Here is a 19374-nt window from a genome sequence, read left to right on the forward strand (position 1 = left end):
TACAGCCTTGGGCGGTGTCTGACTCGCTATCAAAGCTAGAGCAATGGACAACGTCAAATATTCCGCAACTGGGGTCGAAGCGGTTCTTTTTCGCTGAAAAGGTCGGTTCTCAAAGCGACTTGGCGGGCACGGGCTGGACTGTGACAGGTCATCTGTATAAGGACGGGATCAAAGCGATCCGTAAAGACCCCGAGCGGTACAACGGTATTCGTGAAGGTTCGCGCGTATGGAGTAGGGATGGCTACCCTGAACCTACAGACGAAGACCGGAAGCGCCACACCGTGAAAATTGACGAGAGCGTGGCCTGATGGCATACATACGCGAGCTGCCAAACGGCAAGTTCAAGGTCTGTTGGCGCGAAAACCTCACCGATGACTACGGAGCGCCGATCAAAGGCCGCTACCGGCAACGAACCGTCGTGGTCGAGACGCTCAAAGCTGCCGAAAGACGCAAGATCAAGATTGAAGAGGCAGGCCATGACACCAGCGCCAAGGCTGGCGTACCGCTAGGGGAGTACGCGCAGCGGTATTTGAAGGCTTCGGAGTCCCGTATCGGCCAAGTGACCCTAACCGGCTACCGCAAGCTGTATTCAGGCCATATAGCCGACGCTTTGGGCTCGCGGCCAATCGGATCGATCCTGCCAAGTGATGTCTCTAGCTGGTTCTCAGAGCTCCTGGCCGGTGATTCCAACCGCTACGCCAGCTCGCAAGCTGAATCTGACGACCGCGAACTAGCCAAACGAAGCCCGAAAACGGCAAAACAAGCTCTTGGCGTACTGCGGCGGATCTGCAACGTTGCGGTTCTAGACGGCGCAATCACTGCAAACCCCGCCTTGGTGAAGCTTGCAGTGTCCACCAAGCGCCGTGCGTCGAAGTTCCGCCATACTCCGCTGACCGGGCCACAAATCATTGCCTTGGCCGATCACTTGACAAACAAGGGTTTACCGGCCTACGGACTGTTCATTACTTTTGCCGGGTTCACCGGCTTGCGTGCTGCCGAGCTGGCTGGTCTGGAAATCCGCGATCTGATCCTCACCGACACGGGTGGTTCTGTACGGGTCGAACGGGGCAAAAACAAGCGCGGCGGTACCTGGCAGACCGAACCTCCCAAAACGGATGAATCCGACAGAACCGTGCCGCTAGAGGCTTGGCTGGCTCAAGACTTGCGCGATTACCTGGCGACCCATCCGCGCGCCGACGAACCAAGCGCACCGCTGTTTCCCGGCCGGTTGGATCTTGCTGCCGCGAAGGCGCAAGGGAGAAACGTCAAGAACACAGCGGATCGATTCGATTGGTCGAACCCTGTTGACCCATCCAACTTCTACAAGCGATTCATGCAACCGGCTGAGACCGCATTAGCGCTGCCATCGGCGCGTTTCCATGACTTGCGGCACAGCTTCGCGGTGAACCTGCTTTCTGCTACCCCGCCAGTTGACTTCAAGCGGGTGTCAAAGTGGCTTGGACACAGCACCTTCACGCTGACTTTGGACGTTTACGGCGATTACATCAATGACGACGTTAGCCAACCTGCCGGTTTGGCGCGGCCCGTTGCGGCTCAATCGAATGTTATTCCGCTGCAACGCAAAGCAGAGTGATTCACTCAAGCCAGATGTGATGCCCCTCCGGTAATTTTCCGGCTAGCCGCTGTGCCTTGTTCTGTGGTCGCAGCGTGTACGTTATGCCGACATGGTGTAACGGATATTTCCACGTGAAATTGATCCGTTTCTCTACACCGTTTAACTCCCAAGCGATGAAACTTGGCCGCTGCAACGATCCGCGTAGGGGATTGCCGGGGTTGTTGAATTCGGGTAGGTACCGGCCTGGATCGAAAAGCGTCAGACCGAAGCTGACGTGGCATAGGTCCACTAGTGCACCGGCAAGCCATGTTTCATCCTTGTGGACGAAAGGCGCAACACCCCACCAATGACTGTTAACGACGTCTTTCGTCTGAAACGGGCAGGCCCGAACGTCTTTGTTGCTCGTGTCGGCGGGCACAGTCAAACCCCAAGCTACCGGCCACATGACGCGATCTAGCAAGAGGTCAAGAGCCACTTCAGGAAACGGCACGTTTTTGTTCTGCTGTACCTCAAAGTGGTTTGTGACAGCATGATTGAGGAACAGCTTCAGTACCCACCGTTGCATGTTGTCGCCCGAAATAGTGATTTCTTCGGCTTCGCCCCAATCACCTGCTCCCGCATCGTAATCGAGCGCGATGCGCCGTAGGAATCTCGCAAAGTCCAAAGCTGCGTCATCGGCAGGATGAAGCGCGGTGTTGTGCGTAGTACACAGAATGTTTGCCGTGAAGTTTTTCGCCGTTACGGGGTGACCAACACCCTTGCCGGTCTTGTGTTGGATCGTGAAGGCAGGGTCATTGTTCCCGTAGAGCTTGATCAATCCATGCGAAACGTAGTGCTCACCGGAAATCGTTGTAGAACATCCGCCGCGATTGTTCGCGTAGCACTTGCGATGCTTGTAGTCTTCCGGTGCTTCGGTCATGTCCTTTGTCGCGTTGCTTCGATCCTGCTGGTACGTGGCTAGCTTACCCGAACGTTTGTTCGACCACTCCAAACCCCGTGTGCTGGGCGTGTCAGGTCCAATGCGCCGACTTGGATACCGGCGATTCAATACCGCAAAGTGCTAGCAAATCCGCCCAGGCCGGTCGGCGGGCAGCAATCGGGCAGCACCCCCGCCCTGGTGGGTCTGAGCTGCGACAATGATTCGAACCGTGCAAATGAATGCCTTGATTCAACGAAAGATAATGAAAGACAACGGATTTAACGGTTCAAGATAGATCACCTATACGCGCTACAAGGCGGCTAGATTGGCCGGATTTTGCCAGGTCAGCAAGACTCATAATCCGTTGGTCGCGGGTTCGAGCCCCGCCCGCCCCACTTCAGCCGATCGGCTCACTCCTCGACCGCAGCCTGGTCCACGCTGCGCTTCGCACGCACAGCAGGCCGCGTCGACCGCCGCCGCGGAATTCGGTCTGCGATGCCACTCAGCGAGTTGATCATTCGGTTGAGGGCATCGACGGCAGACTCAAGGGTCTCGGCGGTAGGTGACAACCTCTCCACGGCGGGCTGGAGCCGGCTCAGGATTTCAGCGGCTTCGGTGAGTTGTTCCAGCGGTCCATTCTTCGCCAGCAGCTTGTCGATGATGCCGTCCTCGACAAACATCCGCTCGATGATGCCGTCCTCGGCGAACATGCGCTCTAACGGCCCGTCCTCTGCGAGCAGTCGGTCGACGAGCCCGCCGGGCGCCAGGATCCGCTCTAACGAGGAGCTACTCCCAGCGGACACCCGATCGAGCAATCCGCCAGGCGCGTCCAACATATCGACCACCCCACCCGGACGCATCAGCTTGTCCGCCGGCCCGCCGCGGACCAGAGCGCGCCCCATCGCCCTGTCGTTCTCGGTTAATTCGGCAACTCGGTTCGCGCCGACGAGTGCGCCGCGAATCGGAAATAGATCGGTGATCGGGTCTACCGTCTTCGGCACGTCCTCGCCCAAGGATTGCTTCACAGCCCCGAGCGCCATGGCCGCGGCGGCCAGACCGGCGTCGGCCACCTTGACGCCGGCCCGGACAGGGGCTGTCGCTACGCCGGCAATGAGCTCGCTGATGTTCACGCGGCAAGTGTATGGCTCAGCGTCTACGGCCCGAGCGAGATTGCGAGCAGTCTCTTCTTCTGCTCGGCGTATTCCTCTTCGCTCAGCCGTCCGGCGGCGCGTTGTACGGCGATGTCGCGGATCGCGGCGGCGACGCCGGTCATGACGGTCCGTGGCGCGGGTACGACCTCGACATCGTCGTCGGCCGGTGGGTCCTCGGTGCCACCCGTGAGCCGCGCCGGTCCGGCGTTCCCGGCGTCCGCACCAACCGACGGGCCGGCCATCGCCTGTCCGGCCATTCCGCCAATTCCCATCTGGCTCAGGGTGTTTGTGGCGCCGAATTCTGCTGCCGGGCCCGCCGCCGGGTTCGCGCTCGACAGCGGCTTGACGAGTGCGGCCGGGCGTACTTCGGGTGCGGCGACAGTCCAACTCGGCGGCACCGTCAACCGGCCGATCGAGTTCGCCGCGCCTAAGGCCGCTGACATCGTCGGCGCAGGAAGCCCGCCAGGGGGTAGCTGCGCGAGGGGCGCCACAAACGGCTCCACCGGTGCCGGCCCGATATCCGGCCAGGCGTCCTCGCCGTCCCAGCTGCTGAAAGTGTGATCGTCACCGACACCCGAAGCAGCGGTGAACGAGGCGATAGGAAAGTCGACGATCGTAGACATCACATCTGCCGGTAGGACCCCGAAAAGGGTGAGTGCGTCGCTCGGCCCAACGATAAGGAGCGCGGCCAGAGTCGCCAGGAGGCTGAGCTGGCCAGCCTGGGCTGGCACCGATATGGCGGACAACGCTTGCGGCACAACCGATAAGGCGCTTTGGCTGACCGCGGCGGCTTGGCTGGCCGTTCCGGCCGGGTCGGTGTTCTGGTGCGGCGAGGTAAACGGGGTCAGCACGACTGCAGCCGCTGACGACGCTGCGTAGTTGTACATCGCCAGGCTGTCCTGCACCCACATCTCGGCGTAGAGCGCCTCGGTGGCCGCGATCGCCGGTGTGTTCTGTCCGAGGAAGTTAGTCGCCACGAGCAGCGCCAGCAGGCTGCGGTTGGCGGCGATCTCCGGTGGCGGCACCGTCGATAGGAATGCCGCCTCGTAAGCGGCGGCCGCCGCCCGGCCTTGGGCGGCGGTTTCCTCGGCTTGTGCGGCGGTGACGTTTAGCCATTCCACATACGACCCCGCCGCTGCGCTCATCGCCGCGGCCGAAGGACCCGACCAAGCCCCCTCGGTAAGTTCCGACGTCACCGACTGATATCCGCTGAGCGTCCTATACAGCTCGTCGGCCACGCTGCCCCAAACCTGCGCAGCGGCCAGCATCGGGCCCGACCCCGGACCGGCATACATCCGACCGGAGTTGATCTCCGGCGGATAGATCCCGAAATCCATTGCTGTAAATACCTTTTCTGGACGACCGTGGGGTTTCGTCAGACGCGCGGTTCAGCGACCCAGCAGGCGGTTCTTCTGCTCGGTGTATTCCTCGTCGGTCAAAATCCCGTCGTCGCGGAGCTTGGCGAATTCGCGTAGCTCTGCTGCGACTCCGGTGACAACAGCCCGCGGCTTGGCTTTGGGCTCCTCGCCGCCCCTTTCGCCACTTGCCGCCTTGTCGCCGGCTGTCGCGGCGGTTCTGTTGCGAGCGGGCGCATTTGAGTTGTCGGCCACCTTGCCGCCACCCCGGGTTCCGCCGGTTCCAATGGTTCCGGCGATCGCCCGCCCGGCCAGCCCCGCCAGGGCCATCTGGCTGAGTGTGCTGCCCAGGCCGGCTCCGGCCGTGGGGGCGGCATTGGCACCGGCGGCGGTACTCGGCAGCGCCGGCAGCGTGTACGCGACGGGGCGCACCGCCGGGGTCGCTACGGTCCACGCCGGGGGCACGGATAACGCTCCGACGGCGTTCGCCTCGCCCAGACCGGCCGACAGCCTCGGTGACGGCACCGTGCCCGCCGGCAGGTTGAGCAGCGGCGCGGGGAACGGCTTCACCGGCGCCGGCTTACTGCTCGGAAATGGTTCCTCGCCGTTCCAGCCGCTGAGGATCTCGTCGGTGTGGAGACCCGCCATGGTGCCGTAGACAGTCACGGGGAAACTCGTCACCCCGATCACATTGGCGGGCACGCCGATACCAAAGGTGGCGATGCCCGCGGATACGCCGAAGAAAATGGTGGACAGATCGGCCACCAGGCTCAGCCACTCCAGTTCCTCCGCTGCGGTCGCTGCCGGGGTCCCTGCGGCCGCGCTCTGCAGTGCGCTGGGCACCGCGGAGAAGGCTCGCTGAACCGAGTTGTCCGCGATGCCGCCGGCCCGGGCGGCGGCTTGGTTGGCCAGGCCGCCCGGGTTTGTGGTCTGCGGGGGCGGGTCGAACGGCGTCAGTGCCGTCGCCGAGGCGGACGAGGCTGCGTAGCCGTACATCGCCGCCACGTCGTGGGCCCACATCTCCGCGTACTGCGCTTCGGTGGCGGCGATCGCATGGGTGTTTATGCCGAACACATTGGTCGCGACCAGGGCCGTCAGCTGACTGCGGTTGGCCGCTACCATCGGCGGCGGAACCGTGGCCGAGAACGCGGTCTGGTAGGCGGCGGCCGCGGACTTGGCCTGAGCGCCGGCTTCTTCGGCCTGGGCGGCGGTGACTCGCAACCACGCCGCATACGGCGCCGCCGCGGCGCTCATCGACGCCGACGCGGGCCCCAACCAGGGCCCAGCGGTCAACCCGGATATCACCGCTTGGTACGAGTTGGCCGCCGAATGCAGTCCGGCGGCGAGTGCGTCCCAGGCCTCGGCGGCGGTCGATAGCGGTCCTGACCCGGCGCCCGCCCACATACGCGCTGAGTTGACCTCCGGCGGATAGCTCGCGAAATCCATGGCTCGTTGCTCCTGTAATGCACCGTGCGCGGGGCGAAATCACCTGTACCGCTCGTGGTGCTACCCGTCAGCGAAAATCACCCGCGAGCCACGGTACATTAGCTGGGCTTGTGGCGCCGGTCGACCAGACGGCCTGGGTGGGCGTCGTCGCCCGGCGGCGCGTCGACCGCACCGTCGCCTAACGGGACTTTCGCACCCGCCTCGTCCAAACGACGCGCAATGAGATTTCACATGACTCTCCAAGGCATCGCATAGCCGCCGAATACGCACCGCCACAACATCACTCGATTAGCAGGCCGCACCGGAGCTGTCAGCTATTCCCGGCGCCTCGAATTTCTCCCGTTCGGGCGAGAGGCGGAAGGTGATCCGTGGAGCGCGGGTGGATAAGGACCGGCGCCAGCCGCCGCGCACCGCGTTCATCGCCGAGCGGTTCGCTTTGCTGGCCGCCGCGCGCGGAATCCCTGGCAGCCCGTTAGCCGGCCCTCCTCTTGCTCGCGGTACACCAACCACGTGCGGGAGGCGACGGGCCGAGTGGACGTGCGCGGGGCGGTCCGGCGTGTCAAAAAACGGGGCTCGGGTATCCCAGCGGACGTATGACTACCTCACAGACACAGCCGAAGCAAAGCGAGGTCGACGACGTCCGGCGGATTGCAGACGCCGTTTCTGAGGCGTTCGCAATGAAGATCGTCGGACAGAACGAGCTACGCGAGTCGCTGCTCATCGGTCTGCTCGCCGGCGGCCACGTCCTGCTCGAAAGCGTGCCTGGCCTAGCCAAAACCACCGCAGCCAAGGTGCTCGCCGAGTCGATCCACGGCCGATTCCAACGCATCCAGTGCACGCCCGACCTGCTGCCCAGCGACATCATCGGCACGCAGATCTACGACTCGGCGACCAATTCGTTCGTCACCCAACTGGGTCCGGTGCACGCCAACATCGTGTTGCTCGACGAGATCAACCGGTCCAGTGCAAAGACCCAGAGCGCGATGCTCGAGGCGATGGAGGAGCGGCAGAGCACGATTGCCGGGCAAGAGCACCCCATCGCGGATCCGTTTCTGGTCATCGCCACGCAGAATCCCGTCGACCAGGAGGGCACCTATCCGCTGTCCGAGGCGCAGACCGATCGGTTCATGCTCAAGGAGATCGTGCGGTATCCCTCCCCGCAGGAGGAAGTCGAGGTGATGTCGCGGATCGACGCGGGCATCTACGACAAGGGACGCCCCACCGCGCCCGTGGTCAGCCTCGACGACGTGCTGCGTCTCCAGCAGGTGGTGCGCCACGTCCACATGGATCGTGCGCTGATGCTGTATGCCAGCGAACTGGTCGACGCGACCCGGCATCCCGCGCGGGCGTTACCGAAGCAGATCGCGCGTCTGGTCGAGTACGGCGCGAGCCCACGCGCCACGATCGCGTTCTGCAAAGCGGCACGGGCGCGAGCGGTGCTTTACGGACGTGCGCACGTGCTGCCCGACGACATCGCAAAGCTCGCGCACCGCGTGCTGCGGCATCGGCTCATCCTCGGTTTCGAAGCGGCCAGCTCCAACATCACTCCCGAGGTCGTCATCGACGCCGCGTTACGGGTCGTCCGGATCCCCTGAGTTACCGGCAGGATCACCGTGGGCAAGCACCTGAACCGGGCAAAGGCACACTTCGGCACCGACACCCGAGGCCTTCTCGAAGGCGGTCGCTACGCGCTGGTGCACACTCGCAGCCTGGAGTTCGACGACCTGCGCCCGTATGTTCCCGGCGACGACGTTCGAGACATCGACTGGAAAGCCTCCGCACGTTCGGGCACCGTGCTCATCAAGCGCTTCGTCTCCGAGAAGCACCACAAGATCCTGCTCGTCGCCGACGCCGGTCGCAACATGTCGGCGCTCGCGCCGAGCGGGGAGTCCAAACGCGACGTCGCCGCGCACATCATGGGCGCGGTGGGGTTGATCGGCCTGCGACGCTCCGATCAGATCGGCATGGTGTACGGCGACGTCCGCGGCTCGGTGAACGTTGGCCAACGGCGCGGCGAGACGCACGTCGAGGGACTGCTGCACCGCTGGTACCAGCACACCACGACCCACCCCGGCCTCAGCGACATCGCTGCCCAACTCGACTACGTCGCAACGCATTACCGACACACCATGCTGATATTCGCGGTTTCCGACGAGCCCGACATCGACCCACGTCTGAATGAAACACTCGTCAAACTTGGCGCGCGCCACGACATCATGTGGGCGATGGTGTCAGACATGCCCGCGGTGGGCCCCGACGACAACGACGGGTACGACGTCGCCACCGCTCGTTTCGTCCTCAACGGAGCCGACCTCGGGCCGCGGGTCGTCGCCGCTTACCGCGCCGCCGAGCGGGAACGTCGCGAGCGCCTGCGTGAGTTCCTCACCAAGCGCGCGATCCCGCACGCGATTATTGCCGGCAGCGACGTCATCCGGCGCGAACTCGTCGGCCTGACAGAGGTGGGCCGCCGTGCCGGATGAATTGCTACGGCACGTGTTCGGTCCGCAGCCGTACTCGTCCTGGTGGCTGGTGTGGGGCGTGTTGCTGTTCCTGGCCGTCATCTGCTGGTACGCAGGCGTTCTCGTGTGGACGTTGCCGTCGCACAGGTTGCGGCATATCCCCGTCGTGCGGCGGGTGCACGCCCGACTGCTGCGGAACCGGTTCGCCCGCTGCGTGCAACGCGAAGCGGACGAGCACCTTGCCGGGCGGACATCGACGCAGCAGGCGAGTGCGGCGATCAGCCGGACGGTACGCAGCTTCTTGCATCAGGCGACCGGTGTGCCGGCTCAATACCTGCACGTCGATGCCCTGTCCGACGAAGTTGACACGGATGTGGCCGCGGCCGCGCCGCTGCTGAGCCGGCTTGCCGACGCGCAGTTCAATGTCGAGTCCCGGGTCGAAGTGGCCGGTGTGAGTGCCTCGGCGCAGGAGTTGATCCGCTGTTGGACGTGAAATGGTGGCCCGTGGCGGCCGCCGGATCGATCTGTCTTGCCGCCGCGGTCGCGCTCGCGGCATTGCTTCCCATGACCGCTCTCCGCAAGCGCCTGCGCCCGCTGGCCAACGTCACACGCCTGACCCGACTGCCCGAGTATGCGAAGGTGGCCCGGCTGCGGTCGTTGGCGACGGTGGTGATCCTGGTGGTGCTGACGCTGCTGTTCGGCGCCGCCACCTGGGCGGCGGCCCGTCCCAACCGACCCAGCGAGAGTCTGGACGCCGCTCACCCCGAGGACATCATGCTGTGTGTCGGGCAACCCGTGACCGATGCCGCGACCGCTCGACTTCTCGACTATTTCGCGCGGCGGGCCAGCACGACCTATCAGAACCAACGCATCGGGTTGACATCGGTCAATCGCCGCGTCGTGCCGCTGACGCGCGACTACCAGTATGCGGCGGCGCGGTTCGGTGCCTACGCCCGCGCAGACGCGGCGCAGTCGGCGTCGTTCGCCCCGGCGGTGCCCTACACCGATTACGCCCCGACCGTGGAAGACACTCTGGCGCTGTGTATCTCGGGGTTCCCCAACTTCGAGCAGCGGGACACGCACCGGCGCTCGCTGATCTATCTCGGGCCGTCCGACCTGCGTTCTGCTGGGGAACAGCGTGCCGCACTGTTCACCGGCGCCGGCGTGCGGGACCTAGCCGAACGCGCCGGGGTTCAACTCAATGTCGTCGACACCGCCTCGTCGCCCGCCAGTGACACGTTGGCCGCGCTTGCCCAGCACACGGGCGGGCGGTACCTCGCGCCGGGACGCGGATCGCCGACCTTGACAGTCGATCAGGCCCTCGACGAGATCCGCGCGCACGCCCCGCCGGCGCGCCTGGCTGACGGCAGGCTGGTAACAGCGGACTCTGCGGACGCGCCAACGGTGCCGCTGGCGATCGCGCTGGTGTCGTCGGCGGTGCTGTCGGTGACCCTTTTGGCGTTACGTCGATGACGTTCCAGCCCGTGCTGCCCTGGGCCATCCTCGCCGTCATCGTCGGCGCGCTCGCCCTGGCTCGCCTGGTGACGTTGCTGCAAGTGCTGCCGGCGGCGCGCGGACCCCGACGACGACGGCGTGCCGTGCTGCGCTGGAGCGGCGTCACTCTGGCGGTGCTACTGCTCATCGTCGCGACCACCCGACCGGAACTTCGCCACGCCGACAACCGCGGGGCGACAACAGCAATGGCCGGTGCGAACCTCAACGTGTTCCTGGTCGTCGATCGGTCACCCGACTCGGGTATCGGCGACTACGGCGTCGCCGGCAGCGACGAACCGCGGATCGCGGGGATGCGCGACGACATCATCGCGCTGACCAAGCAATACCCGGCGGCGAGGTATGGACTGGTCACCTTCGACATGGGTGCGTCGCTGGATTGGCCTCTGTCCGAGGATGTTTGGAGTCTGCGTCCGACAGTCGGGGCTCTGAACTCCGAACAGGGGCCGCCCGGTGCGGCATCGAATGTCGACGCCGCTGCGGCGGGAAACGTGTTGCGCTCTCAGCTGGTCCAGGCGGTGCAGCAGTATCCCGGCTCGCGGAATGTGTTGCTGTACTTCGGTTCCGGTGCACCCGGTTCACGCGCGCCGCAGGGTGACCTCGACCTCACGGTAGACGGCGGAGCTGTGCTCGGCTACGGTCGCACCGACGCGATCGATGAAGCCAGACTGCGGGGAATCGCGGGCCGACTTGCCGTCCCGTACCTACACCGGGATGCCGGCCAGCCCTTCCGGCCGGACTTGCCCGCCAACGGCAGCGGCGTTCGGGCGGCGGCCGACCGGATCGAACTGTACTGGTTATTCGCGGGGCTCGCGGCGGGGTTGCTGCTCATCGAGATCTATCTCGCCATCCGGGAGTTCCGACGCGGCCGCATCACTCGGCGGGACGTGGCATGGTGACGCCGCGACCGGCGCGACTGCGTCTGCGTCGTCGACTGCTGATATACCCGGCGCCAGTTGCCGTCGCGACGCTGCTGGTTGCGGTCAAGCTGGTCTCTGTTGTGGTGGTGGGAAATTCCGCCGTCTCGGCTTTCACTGGCGGCGATGGCAACGCGGTGCGGGTCGATGCAGCGATCCTCGGCGTGGGCAACGTGGTGGAACCGGCCAGGGCGCCGTTCGCCGCGGGGACCGCCGCTGTACTCGACCGCAGGCTCGAAGACGCCGACCGTCACTTCACCTCGGCGCTGGCCAGCACCGACGCCGCGGGGTCCTGCCCGGTGCGAGTCAACCTGGAATTGGTCCGCGAAACCCAGGGTGACCGCGCCGCGACGGCGGGCGACCGGGCCGGTGCCGCGGAGCGGTACGCGAGCGCGCTGGCCGTCGTCGAGGACGCACCGCCCGCATGCTTCGCCGGCAACGACGACCCGGACATTCAGCGGCGAGCGATCCGCCAGGACGCCGCGAAGCGGTTGACAGCAAAGAGAACTGCGCTGACAGCACCGCCGCCGGTGGCACCTTCGGCCCCGCCGCCACCGCCGCCGGCCGCGCCACCACCGCCCTCGTCCGCCGCCGTCGGGCCCGACGGACGGCAGCTCCCGCCGCGTCGGCTCGACCCGGCGGGAGGTGATCAACTCGGCAAACTGCTCCAGATACTGCGTGACGGTGCCGGCGCCGCGCCGCCGGGAGAGCGGCCGTGACCGCAGGCACTCCGCGGCGGCCGAGCGCGGGTGCACCTGGTGGCGGGCCGGTCGTTACGTTTGCCTTAGCCTCGGCGTAGTCGGGCCACGGTATTTCGAGTTCTGGCCGAACAGGCCGAGCAGCGCACTGATCAGACGAGGTCGTATGAGTTCACAATCACTGCTGGAACGCTGGGAAGATCGCACTGAATGGCCGCTTGCGTGCGTTGCCGTCGGATTCTTGGTCACCTACTCGGTGAAGGTCTTGGCACATCCCGGCGCGCTTGCCTCGGGGGTGCTCAACGCGACCTTGACGGCGCTGTGGGCCGGATTCGCCATCGACTACGTGGTCCGCCTTACGCTGACCGAGCAGCGCGGACGCTGGTTTGTGCGGCACCTGCTGGATTTCGCGATCGTGGCCCTCCCGTTCCTGCGGCCACTTCGTCTGCTCCGATTGCTCGTCATCGTCGCGGCACTGCAAAAGGCGTTCGGCGACGCCATCCGCGGCCGGGTCGTCGTCTACACCGCCGGCAGTGCCGTGCTCCTGGTGTACGCGGCTTCGCTCGCCGTTCTCGACGCCGAACGCTCCGCCCCGGGCGCCCACATCAAGAACTTCGGCGACGCAGTGTGGTGGGCGATCACCACCATTACCACCGTGGGGTACGGGGACTTTTATCCCGTGACCGTAAATGGGCGGATCGTCGCGGTGTTGCTCATGATCGGCGGGATCAGCCTCATCGGCATGATCACTGCCACGGTGGCGACGTGGATCGTGCAGCGTGTCGCGGAGGAAGACAACACACAGCAGGCCGCAACGGCCGCGCAGATCGACGAACTGCGTTGGCAGATCGCGCAACTTACGGCGGCGATAACGGACACGCAGAAGGACGGCGTAGCCTCGACCACCGATCGATAGCCCAACCAACCGCAAGAATCTCGCAAGTCGTCGGCTCTAACTTACCGCCCAACAGGCGATTAGGAGCCGCACATGTCATCGTTCGTATCGGTATCACCCGAAATGCTTACCGCGGCGTCGGCGGATCTAGACGCGATCGGATCGGCGATAAGGTCGGCCCACGCGACCGCGGCCACCGAGACGACGTCGGTGATAGCCGCTGCGCGGGACGAGGTTTCGCTGGCGATCTCTCAGCTGTTCAGTGGCTACGGCCAGGACTTTCAGGCGCTCAGTGCGAAAGTGGCACTGTTTCATGACCATTTCGTGCACGCGCTGGCCTCGGGGTCGGGGCAGTATGCGGCCGCCGAGGCGGCCAATGTGGACCCGCTGACGGCCGTGGTCGGTGAGGTCCAGGGCCTGGGGCTACCCAGCCCGGTCAAGCTGTTGACGGGCCGGCCGCTGTTCGGCAACGGCGCCGATGCGGCTCCGGGATCCGGGTTGAAAGGCGGCGACGGCGGGTGGCTGATCGGCGACGGCGGCACCGGCGGGTCGGGCGCCACCGGGCAGGCCGGCGGGGCCGGCGGGTCGGCCGGCCTGTGGGGCCACGGCGGCAACGGCGGAACCGGCGGAAGCGGAAACGCGGTACTCGGCGGCGCGGGCGGAAACGGCGGCGCTGGCGGGGCCAACGGGCTTATCGGTGGCGGCGCCGGCGGTACCGGCGGGGCTGGCGGTGCCGGCGGGTCCAGCCCCTTAGCCGCCGGCGGCCACGGCGGGAACGGGGGAGCAGGCGGGGCAAATCGGCAGCTGTTGTCCCTGTCCGGCGCCGGCGGGACCGGCGGAGCCGGCGGACTCGGTGGCGTGGGCGCGGCGGGCATCGACAGCGCCGCGGCCGGCGGCGCCGGCGGGGGCGGCGGACACGGCGGGGCCGGCGGCAACGGTGGTGCCGGCGGCGCGAATCAGGCCCTGCTGGGCGGGGCGGGCGGCCACGGTGGCGCGGGCGGCGACGGCGGAACCGGCGGGCACGGAGGCGGCGGCGGACACGGCACCGCGAAGGGTGGAACCGGGGGCATCGGCGGCGACGGCGGCGTCGCCGGCGCAGGTGGGGCCGGAGGTACCGGCGGAGGATTCCTCGGACAGGCGGGCAGCGGTGGCGCGGGCGGTACGGGGGGCGGCGGCGGCGTGGGCGGCGCCGGCGGTTCCGTCAGCGGAAACGTCTTTGCCAGCGTGGCCGGCCAGGGCGGCCAAGGTGGTCACGGCGGCGCCGGCGGGTCCGGCGGCAGTTCCAGTGGCGACGGAATCAACGGCACCGGCGGCAACGGTGGCGTCGGCGGCGACGGTGGCTTCGGGGGCAGCGGCGTGACGGCGACCGGTGCAAACCACTCCACCTACGGCGGCGGTGGGGGTGGCGGCGGCGCGGGCGGCAAGGGCGGCCAGGTTGGCGGCGGCGGCATCGGTGGTGGCAGCGGCACCGGCGGCCACGGCGGCAACGGAGGCACCGGCGGCGCCGCGTCGACCAAGCTCAGCAACACCGTCGCCCTCGCGCTCGGCGGGGACGGCGGCAGCGGTGGCGCCGGTGCGCCCGGCGGGTCAGGCGGCACCGGTGGCGGAGGCGGCGCCGGCGGTGGCGCGCTCGGGGAGGCCAGCGGCGACATGGCCTTGGGCGGAGGAGGCGGCGGAGGCGGCGGAGCCGCATACGCCGGCGGCGCCGCCGGGGCCGGAGGGTCAGGTGGTAGCGCGATCACCACTGCCTCAACGCAACTCGCTCTCGGAGGTGCCGGGGGAAGTGGCAGCGACACCGGCGGGGGTGGCGGCGGCGGCGCCTGGGCGTATCCCGCCAACGCCGACGCGGGTGTCGCGGGCACCAAGGGGCTCCTGGGTGGGGCCGGAGGCGTGGGTGGCGGCGGCGGTGAATACGGAGGTGACGGGGGCGTCGTCGGCGTCGCCGGCTCCGGCGCCGAGGGCCTGATCATCGGGGGCAACCTGGGCGGCGACGGGCAGTCTGTCTGACTCGGCGGACACGAGCCACACCGTTACCGCGCAATCAGCCCGAGCGCGGTCGTGGCGCCGAACTCAGCCGGCAGGCCGCTTGTCCACGACTTCGACCAGTCGCAACGTGTATTGCGGTGCGTCCGGCGGCGGATATGGCAGCGGCGTCTTTTCAACCCGTAGGTGATAGAAGTAGCCGGACTGGTATTGGAAACCCGCGATCGAAGACGTGTCGTTCCAGCTGAGTTCCCACGGTTCGTTCGGATCCCAGCGCAGCTGCAGGCATGCTCTCGGTTTCGGGCCGACCATGCAGGGCTTCGTCTGATCGGCGACGTAGAGATCCAACACGGCCGGCTGGGCCGCGGAGCTCGCGCACGCTGCGACCGTCGACGCCAGCGCTGCGGCAGCCAAAATCCCTCGAATCGGCGCAGTCGATACAGCCACGCCCAAGAGAATAAGCGTTAGGTTTGGGAATAGCCCCGCACAGCGCAGGCCGCGTGCAACGCGCGGATGGCGAGTTCGTGGTTGCTATGCGGTCGCCTCGGCATACCACCGGGTGATGTCGCGCCCGTGCGTCTCCGCCTCGTACCACACGGCCGTGAACTCGGGGATGGGCTGCCGCTCGGGGCGGTGAAACGGCGCCTGGGACAGGGCCAGCCGGTAGAGCATGACCGCCATGTCGCGGCGTGGAATGTCGCGGAAGGCAGCCGATTTGAAGCTCAAGGCCTCTCCCGACACCGCTCCGCGATCGGCCGCGGGAACGTGTTCGGTGAGGTCCTCGATGATGGTCGCCATCACCGCGGTCACGTGGCGGATGACTTTCGGAAGTACCCGCAGGCGATACCACCGGCGCCCCACCGTGGTGTCGTAGATGCCGAACGCGGACGACCGGTGCTCGATCTCTTCCATGTAATGCCACAGAAACAGTGACGCCACCCGGTCCGCACCGCCGCGGAACAGCGTGCGCTCGTTGTTGAGCATCATCCCGAACAACGGCGTGAAGGTGGCTTCGATGTCGGTGACGTAGGCCATGTTGAAGTCGAGCGACTCGTTTTCCAACAGCTCGGTGTAGGCCTGGTCGATCTTCTTCTGGGTCTGGGCGAGACCCGGGAATTGCCCGACCAGGGCGGCGGCGTGCTTGCGGTGCATCCGGGCGTGCTGGGCTTCTTGGCGTAGGAAGTCCTCGGCTTCCTGCTGCATCGGTGTGCCGGCGAGCCGGGGTGCGGCGAGTTGGATGACCTGAACGATGTAGCGCTCGAATGCCGGCGCGGCGAAGGTGATCGCGTTGCACAGTTCGGAGAAGTCCGGGTTGGCGGGCTGCCATAGGTACGGAGCGGAGTCGGCGTCGAAGCTGAACGGCGGTTTACGGATCTTCAACATGCTCATCGCTGCCTCCTGAGAACCGCATTCAAGCTGATGGATCAGCCGAATGCGACGATTTGAAATTTCGTCTCATATCAGCATGCGTCGTGGGCCGCCGCGATGTCAAGGCGCGATCCGGCCCGGCGCGCCGGGGCGTTACTCGGACAGCGGTTTGATTAGCGGAAAGATGGCGTAGCGCTTCAGCATTGCCAGTCGGTGCTCGCGTGAGTGTGTGCCGAAGGGCTCGAGCAGGCCGACCTGGACGTCCATCAGCCACTCGACGGCGTCGTGCAAGTCGACGTCGTCACGCAGGTGCCCAGCGTCGATGTATTCGCGCAACAGGGCTTCCACGAGCGGGGCGACTACGGACGTCATAGCCTCGAGGCCGCCACCGACGCGGGCCAACGCGTAGGGGCCGTAGCTGTGCGACTGCAGCGCTTTGTACCAGCGCTCCGACCGGAGTGCGTCGCTGAATAGCAGCATGCCCTGGGCCACCCGCTCGGTGGGATCGGTGATGCCTTCGATTTGGTGGGCAACGATGCCGGCCATGGCCTTCGCCCGGCCCACGATGACTTCGCGGATCAGCTCGTCCTTGTCCGCCGCGTGGCGATAGAGCGTGGCTCGCGAGCAGCCCGCGCGCTCGGCGATGTCGTCGATGCGGACGCCCAGCGGCCCATGCTGTTCGATCAGCTCCGCCGTGGCCGCGACCAGTCGGCTGCGTAGGTCGCCAGGCATGCGATCGGTCTCCCTTTTACGGCGCGGACCTGCGCCGCGAGCGTTTCACGATAGCAGATCGCACCGCGCAGTTGTTGACGTAGGAACCGTTTCGTGAGATTGTTTCAATATTCGTCTCATAGCGCTCCGGCAACGGCCTGATCGACGTGAGACCGACTGCGGTGGCCGCGCGGCCGAGCCACCGGTCGAGACTATTTCAGTGAGCGTCTAAGGCGAGGAGTGCGATGCCGACCGAAGTGGAAGTCGCCATCATCGGCGCCGGCCCGGGCGGGATCGCAACCGCCTATCACCTGCTCAGGAGGAATATCACCGACTTCGTGATTCTCGAGCGTGCCGACGGCTTCGGCGGAACCTGGCGCGACAACCACTATCCCGGGCTTGCCGTCGACCTGCCCGGCATCTTCTACCAGCTGTCGTTCGCGCGTAACCCGAATTGGTCCAGGCTGTTCCCGACCGGCCCGGAACTGCATGCCTACCTGCGCCAGACGGCGCGCGAGCTGAACCTCTGCCCGGCGCTGCGACCGTGCAGCACCGTGATCCGCCAGATTTGGCAGGCCGATTCGGCGCGCTGGCGGCTCGAAATCGCGGGCAAGGAACCGATTTCAGCCCGATTCGTGGTCAACGCGGTCGGCGGCTACATCGACACCAACCATGCTGCGGCGCTAGAAGGGGTCGACGATTTCGCCGGCAGGATCCTGCGGCCGAACGCATGGGATGACGACTATGACGTGCGAGGCAAGCGTGTCGGCATCGTCGGAACCGGTTCCAGCGGTATCCAGATCGCGGCCGCCCTCGCCCCGGTGGCCAAGAGTGTCGACGTCTACCAGCGCACTCCGGCTTGGATCCTGCCCAAGATCGACTTCGACATGCCTTCGGTGCTCAAACGTCTCCAAAGGGTCCCAGGGGTGCTTGCCGCGCTGAACTGGCTGGCGCGGATGCTGATGGATGCGTTTGTGGTGGCGCCGCTGGTGCATCTGCTGTCCCGACTGCCCGAGCGGGTGTTAACGAGGATCCTTCCGCTCTACGACATCGGGTGGCGGGCTTTCTACCGCGCCTGGCTGCGCGTCGTCGTCGATGACGCAAGTTACCGCGCGGCGCTGTTACCCCGTTACGGGATGTTCGCCAAGCGGCCCGTCATCTCGAGCGCGTTCCTGCCGGCGCTCAATCGCGACTCGGTGCGCCTGATCACCACGCCGATCCGGCGGCTGACCGAATCCGGTGTGCAGACAGCAGATTCGCGGTGCCATCCCATCGACCTGCTGGTGCTCGCCACCGGCTACGAGCTCTACACCGACCCCGAGACCTATCGGCGGGGAACGGTCATCGGGCGTGGCGGCGTCGACCTGGCCGACGAGTATCGTCGGGACGGCCTGCGCAGCTACGCCGGCACCTGCCACCCGAAATTCCCCAATCGTTGGGACCTCGTCGGCCCGCGCGGCTATGTCGGGCTGGCCTGGACGGATTGGGTAGAGACCACGGCACTGCACGCGGCCCGCGTCATCGATGAAACCCGAAAACTGGGCGCACGGACCGTGGTCGAGATCAGCCAGGAGTCCTTCGACGCGTGGAACGCGCGAATGAGTAAGCGTGCCAGGGCATATCACACTTACGTCACCAAGTGCAGCCCGAAGGTACGCACCTATTTCGTCAACTCGCACGGCGAGACGCTGTACTACCGGCCGCAGACGATCCTGGGCTCGCGACGGTTCGCCCGCCACTCGCCACTATCCGATTACCAGTTCAGCACCTCAGACCATGTTGCAACGGTGCGTCCAGCGCCAGAAGGAGTAGGTATATGACCACCGTCTTCAACCCCGACGACCTGCACGCCATCGCCAAAGCCGCCGTCGGACTCGACGACCGCAGGGCGGCGTGCGAGCAGATCGTCACCGACCTGAAACACCGCTATCCCGAACATATTCGGGACGACATTCCGTGGCTGCTCAATAACGCCGGCGGCGCCATGGGGCAGATGAAGCTGTTGCATGCCTCTCTGACCGAATACCTCATCCTCTTCGGTACCCCGATCGGCACCGAGGGCCATTCAGGGCGCTATCCCACCGAGGTGTGGGACTTCGTGTTCGATGGGCAGGTGTGGTGCTACGAAGAGGGCGAACTCGACCGCGCCGAATATCACCCCGGCGATTTTGCCTACCTGGGCCGCGGTCGCGTCAAGGGCTACTCGGCGCCCGGCGGAGCCTACATGCTGGAATACGCACGCGGACCCATCCCGAGCATGATGGCGTTCGGCGTCGCCGATGCGATCTTCAGCACCGTCGACGCACCTACGGTCGGCAAGACCGCCTGGTACTACGCGAAATTGACCGCGAACAGCCTGCGCCGAGGCAAGATCTAATTGACAA

At 66.1% G+C, this 19374-nt stretch carries 19 protein-coding genes; 12 read left to right on the top strand and 7 right to left on the bottom strand.

All coding sequences use genetic code 11. The features are described 5' to 3' along the window. Positions 1-14 precede the first annotated feature (14 nt). Both AC5Y5V_RS11430 and AC5Y5V_RS11435 read left to right on the top strand, forming a co-directional pair. Entirely contained in the window at positions 15-308 is a 294-nt protein-coding gene (locus AC5Y5V_RS11430) for a hypothetical protein (protein ID WP_499934407.1), read from the top strand. Next, a complete protein-coding gene (locus AC5Y5V_RS11435; protein ID WP_499934410.1) occupies positions 308-1594 on the top strand; it encodes a tyrosine-type recombinase/integrase in 1287 nt (428 codons plus the stop codon). Before AC5Y5V_RS11430 ends, AC5Y5V_RS11435 begins: the two co-directional genes overlap by 1 nt. A 1-nt stretch (position 1595) precedes the next feature. On the opposite strand, the gene AC5Y5V_RS11440 is transcribed toward AC5Y5V_RS11435, so the two are convergent. From AC5Y5V_RS11440 to AC5Y5V_RS11455, 4 genes are all read right to left on the bottom strand, one after another. Continuing rightward, positions 1596-2495: a hypothetical protein gene (locus AC5Y5V_RS11440; RefSeq protein ID WP_499934413.1), complete on the bottom strand. Its 900-nt coding sequence runs from the start codon at positions 2493-2495 to the stop codon at positions 1596-1598. Positions 2496-2905: 410 nt separating this feature from the next. Next, positions 2906-3625 carry a hypothetical protein gene (locus AC5Y5V_RS11445; protein ID WP_499934416.1) on the bottom strand — a complete coding sequence of 240 codons (720 nt, stop codon included), beginning with the start codon at positions 3623-3625 and terminating at the stop codon, positions 2906-2908. A 23-nt stretch (positions 3626-3648) separates the two neighbouring features. Continuing rightward, on the bottom strand, positions 3649-4983 hold the full coding sequence (locus tag AC5Y5V_RS11450) for a PPE family protein, SVP subgroup (RefSeq protein ID WP_499934420.1): 1335 nt from the start codon (positions 4981-4983) through the stop codon (positions 3649-3651). 51 nt (positions 4984-5034) lie between these two features. Further along, complete coding sequence (locus AC5Y5V_RS11455; RefSeq protein WP_499934422.1) at positions 5035-6447, bottom strand: PPE family protein, SVP subgroup; 1413 nt, start codon at positions 6445-6447, stop codon at positions 5035-5037. 593 nt (positions 6448-7040) lie between these two features. Between AC5Y5V_RS11455 and AC5Y5V_RS11460 the strand changes: the two genes are divergently transcribed. From AC5Y5V_RS11460 to AC5Y5V_RS11495, 8 genes are all read left to right on the top strand, one after another. Next, positions 7041-8042, top strand: a complete 1002-nt coding sequence (locus tag AC5Y5V_RS11460; protein WP_499934425.1) for an AAA family ATPase — start codon at positions 7041-7043, stop codon at positions 8040-8042. Positions 8043-8060: 18 nt separating this feature from the next. Then, complete coding sequence (locus AC5Y5V_RS11465) at positions 8061-8927, top strand: DUF58 domain-containing protein (RefSeq protein WP_499934429.1); 867 nt, start codon at positions 8061-8063, stop codon at positions 8925-8927. Then, on the top strand, positions 8917-9399 hold the full coding sequence (locus AC5Y5V_RS11470) for a hypothetical protein (protein ID WP_499934433.1): 483 nt from the start codon (positions 8917-8919) through the stop codon (positions 9397-9399). Before AC5Y5V_RS11465 ends, AC5Y5V_RS11470 begins: the two co-directional genes overlap by 11 nt. After that, entirely contained in the window at positions 9396-10379 is a 984-nt protein-coding gene (locus AC5Y5V_RS11475) for a hypothetical protein (protein WP_499934438.1), read from the top strand. The genes AC5Y5V_RS11470 and AC5Y5V_RS11475 overlap by 4 nt, the downstream gene beginning before the upstream one ends. Further along, positions 10376-11317 (top strand): hypothetical protein, encoded by a 942-nt coding sequence (locus AC5Y5V_RS11480; protein WP_499934443.1) that lies wholly within the window; start codon positions 10376-10378, stop codon positions 11315-11317. The genes AC5Y5V_RS11475 and AC5Y5V_RS11480 overlap by 4 nt, the downstream gene beginning before the upstream one ends. Beyond that, positions 11311-12054 (top strand): hypothetical protein, encoded by a 744-nt coding sequence (locus AC5Y5V_RS11485; RefSeq protein ID WP_499934447.1) that lies wholly within the window; start codon positions 11311-11313, stop codon positions 12052-12054. The genes AC5Y5V_RS11480 and AC5Y5V_RS11485 overlap by 7 nt, the downstream gene beginning before the upstream one ends. Before the next feature lie 145 nt (positions 12055-12199). Further along, positions 12200-12949 (top strand): potassium channel family protein, encoded by a 750-nt coding sequence (locus AC5Y5V_RS11490; RefSeq protein WP_499934452.1) that lies wholly within the window; start codon positions 12200-12202, stop codon positions 12947-12949. A 72-nt stretch (positions 12950-13021) separates the two neighbouring features. Then, on the top strand, positions 13022-14935 hold the full coding sequence (locus tag AC5Y5V_RS11495; RefSeq protein WP_499934456.1) for a PE family protein: 1914 nt from the start codon (positions 13022-13024) through the stop codon (positions 14933-14935). Between the two features lie 63 nt (positions 14936-14998). Here AC5Y5V_RS11495 and AC5Y5V_RS11500 read toward each other — a convergent pair whose 3' ends face one another. The 3 genes from AC5Y5V_RS11500 to AC5Y5V_RS11510 form a co-directional block, all read right to left on the bottom strand. After that, positions 14999-15358, bottom strand: a complete 360-nt coding sequence (locus AC5Y5V_RS11500; protein ID WP_499934462.1) for a DUF4377 domain-containing protein — start codon at positions 15356-15358, stop codon at positions 14999-15001. Positions 15359-15442: 84 nt separating this feature from the next. Further along, entirely contained in the window at positions 15443-16300 is an 858-nt protein-coding gene (locus tag AC5Y5V_RS11505; RefSeq protein ID WP_499934466.1) for a metal-dependent hydrolase, read from the bottom strand. Positions 16301-16432: 132 nt separating this feature from the next. Further along, positions 16433-17011: a TetR/AcrR family transcriptional regulator gene (locus AC5Y5V_RS11510; RefSeq protein WP_499934471.1), complete on the bottom strand. Its 579-nt coding sequence runs from the start codon at positions 17009-17011 to the stop codon at positions 16433-16435. Positions 17012-17235: 224 nt separating this feature from the next. Between AC5Y5V_RS11510 and AC5Y5V_RS11515 the strand changes: the two genes are divergently transcribed. Continuing rightward, on the top strand, positions 17236-18810 hold the full coding sequence (locus AC5Y5V_RS11515; protein WP_499934473.1) for a flavin-containing monooxygenase: 1575 nt from the start codon (positions 17236-17238) through the stop codon (positions 18808-18810). Continuing rightward, positions 18807-19367, top strand: a complete 561-nt coding sequence (locus AC5Y5V_RS11520; protein ID WP_499934477.1) for an ERG2 family protein — start codon at positions 18807-18809, stop codon at positions 19365-19367. Before AC5Y5V_RS11515 ends, AC5Y5V_RS11520 begins: the two co-directional genes overlap by 4 nt. The last annotated feature ends 7 nt before the right edge of the window (positions 19368-19374 follow it).

It is taken from the genome of Mycobacterium sp. NGS68 (assembly GCF_059812195.1).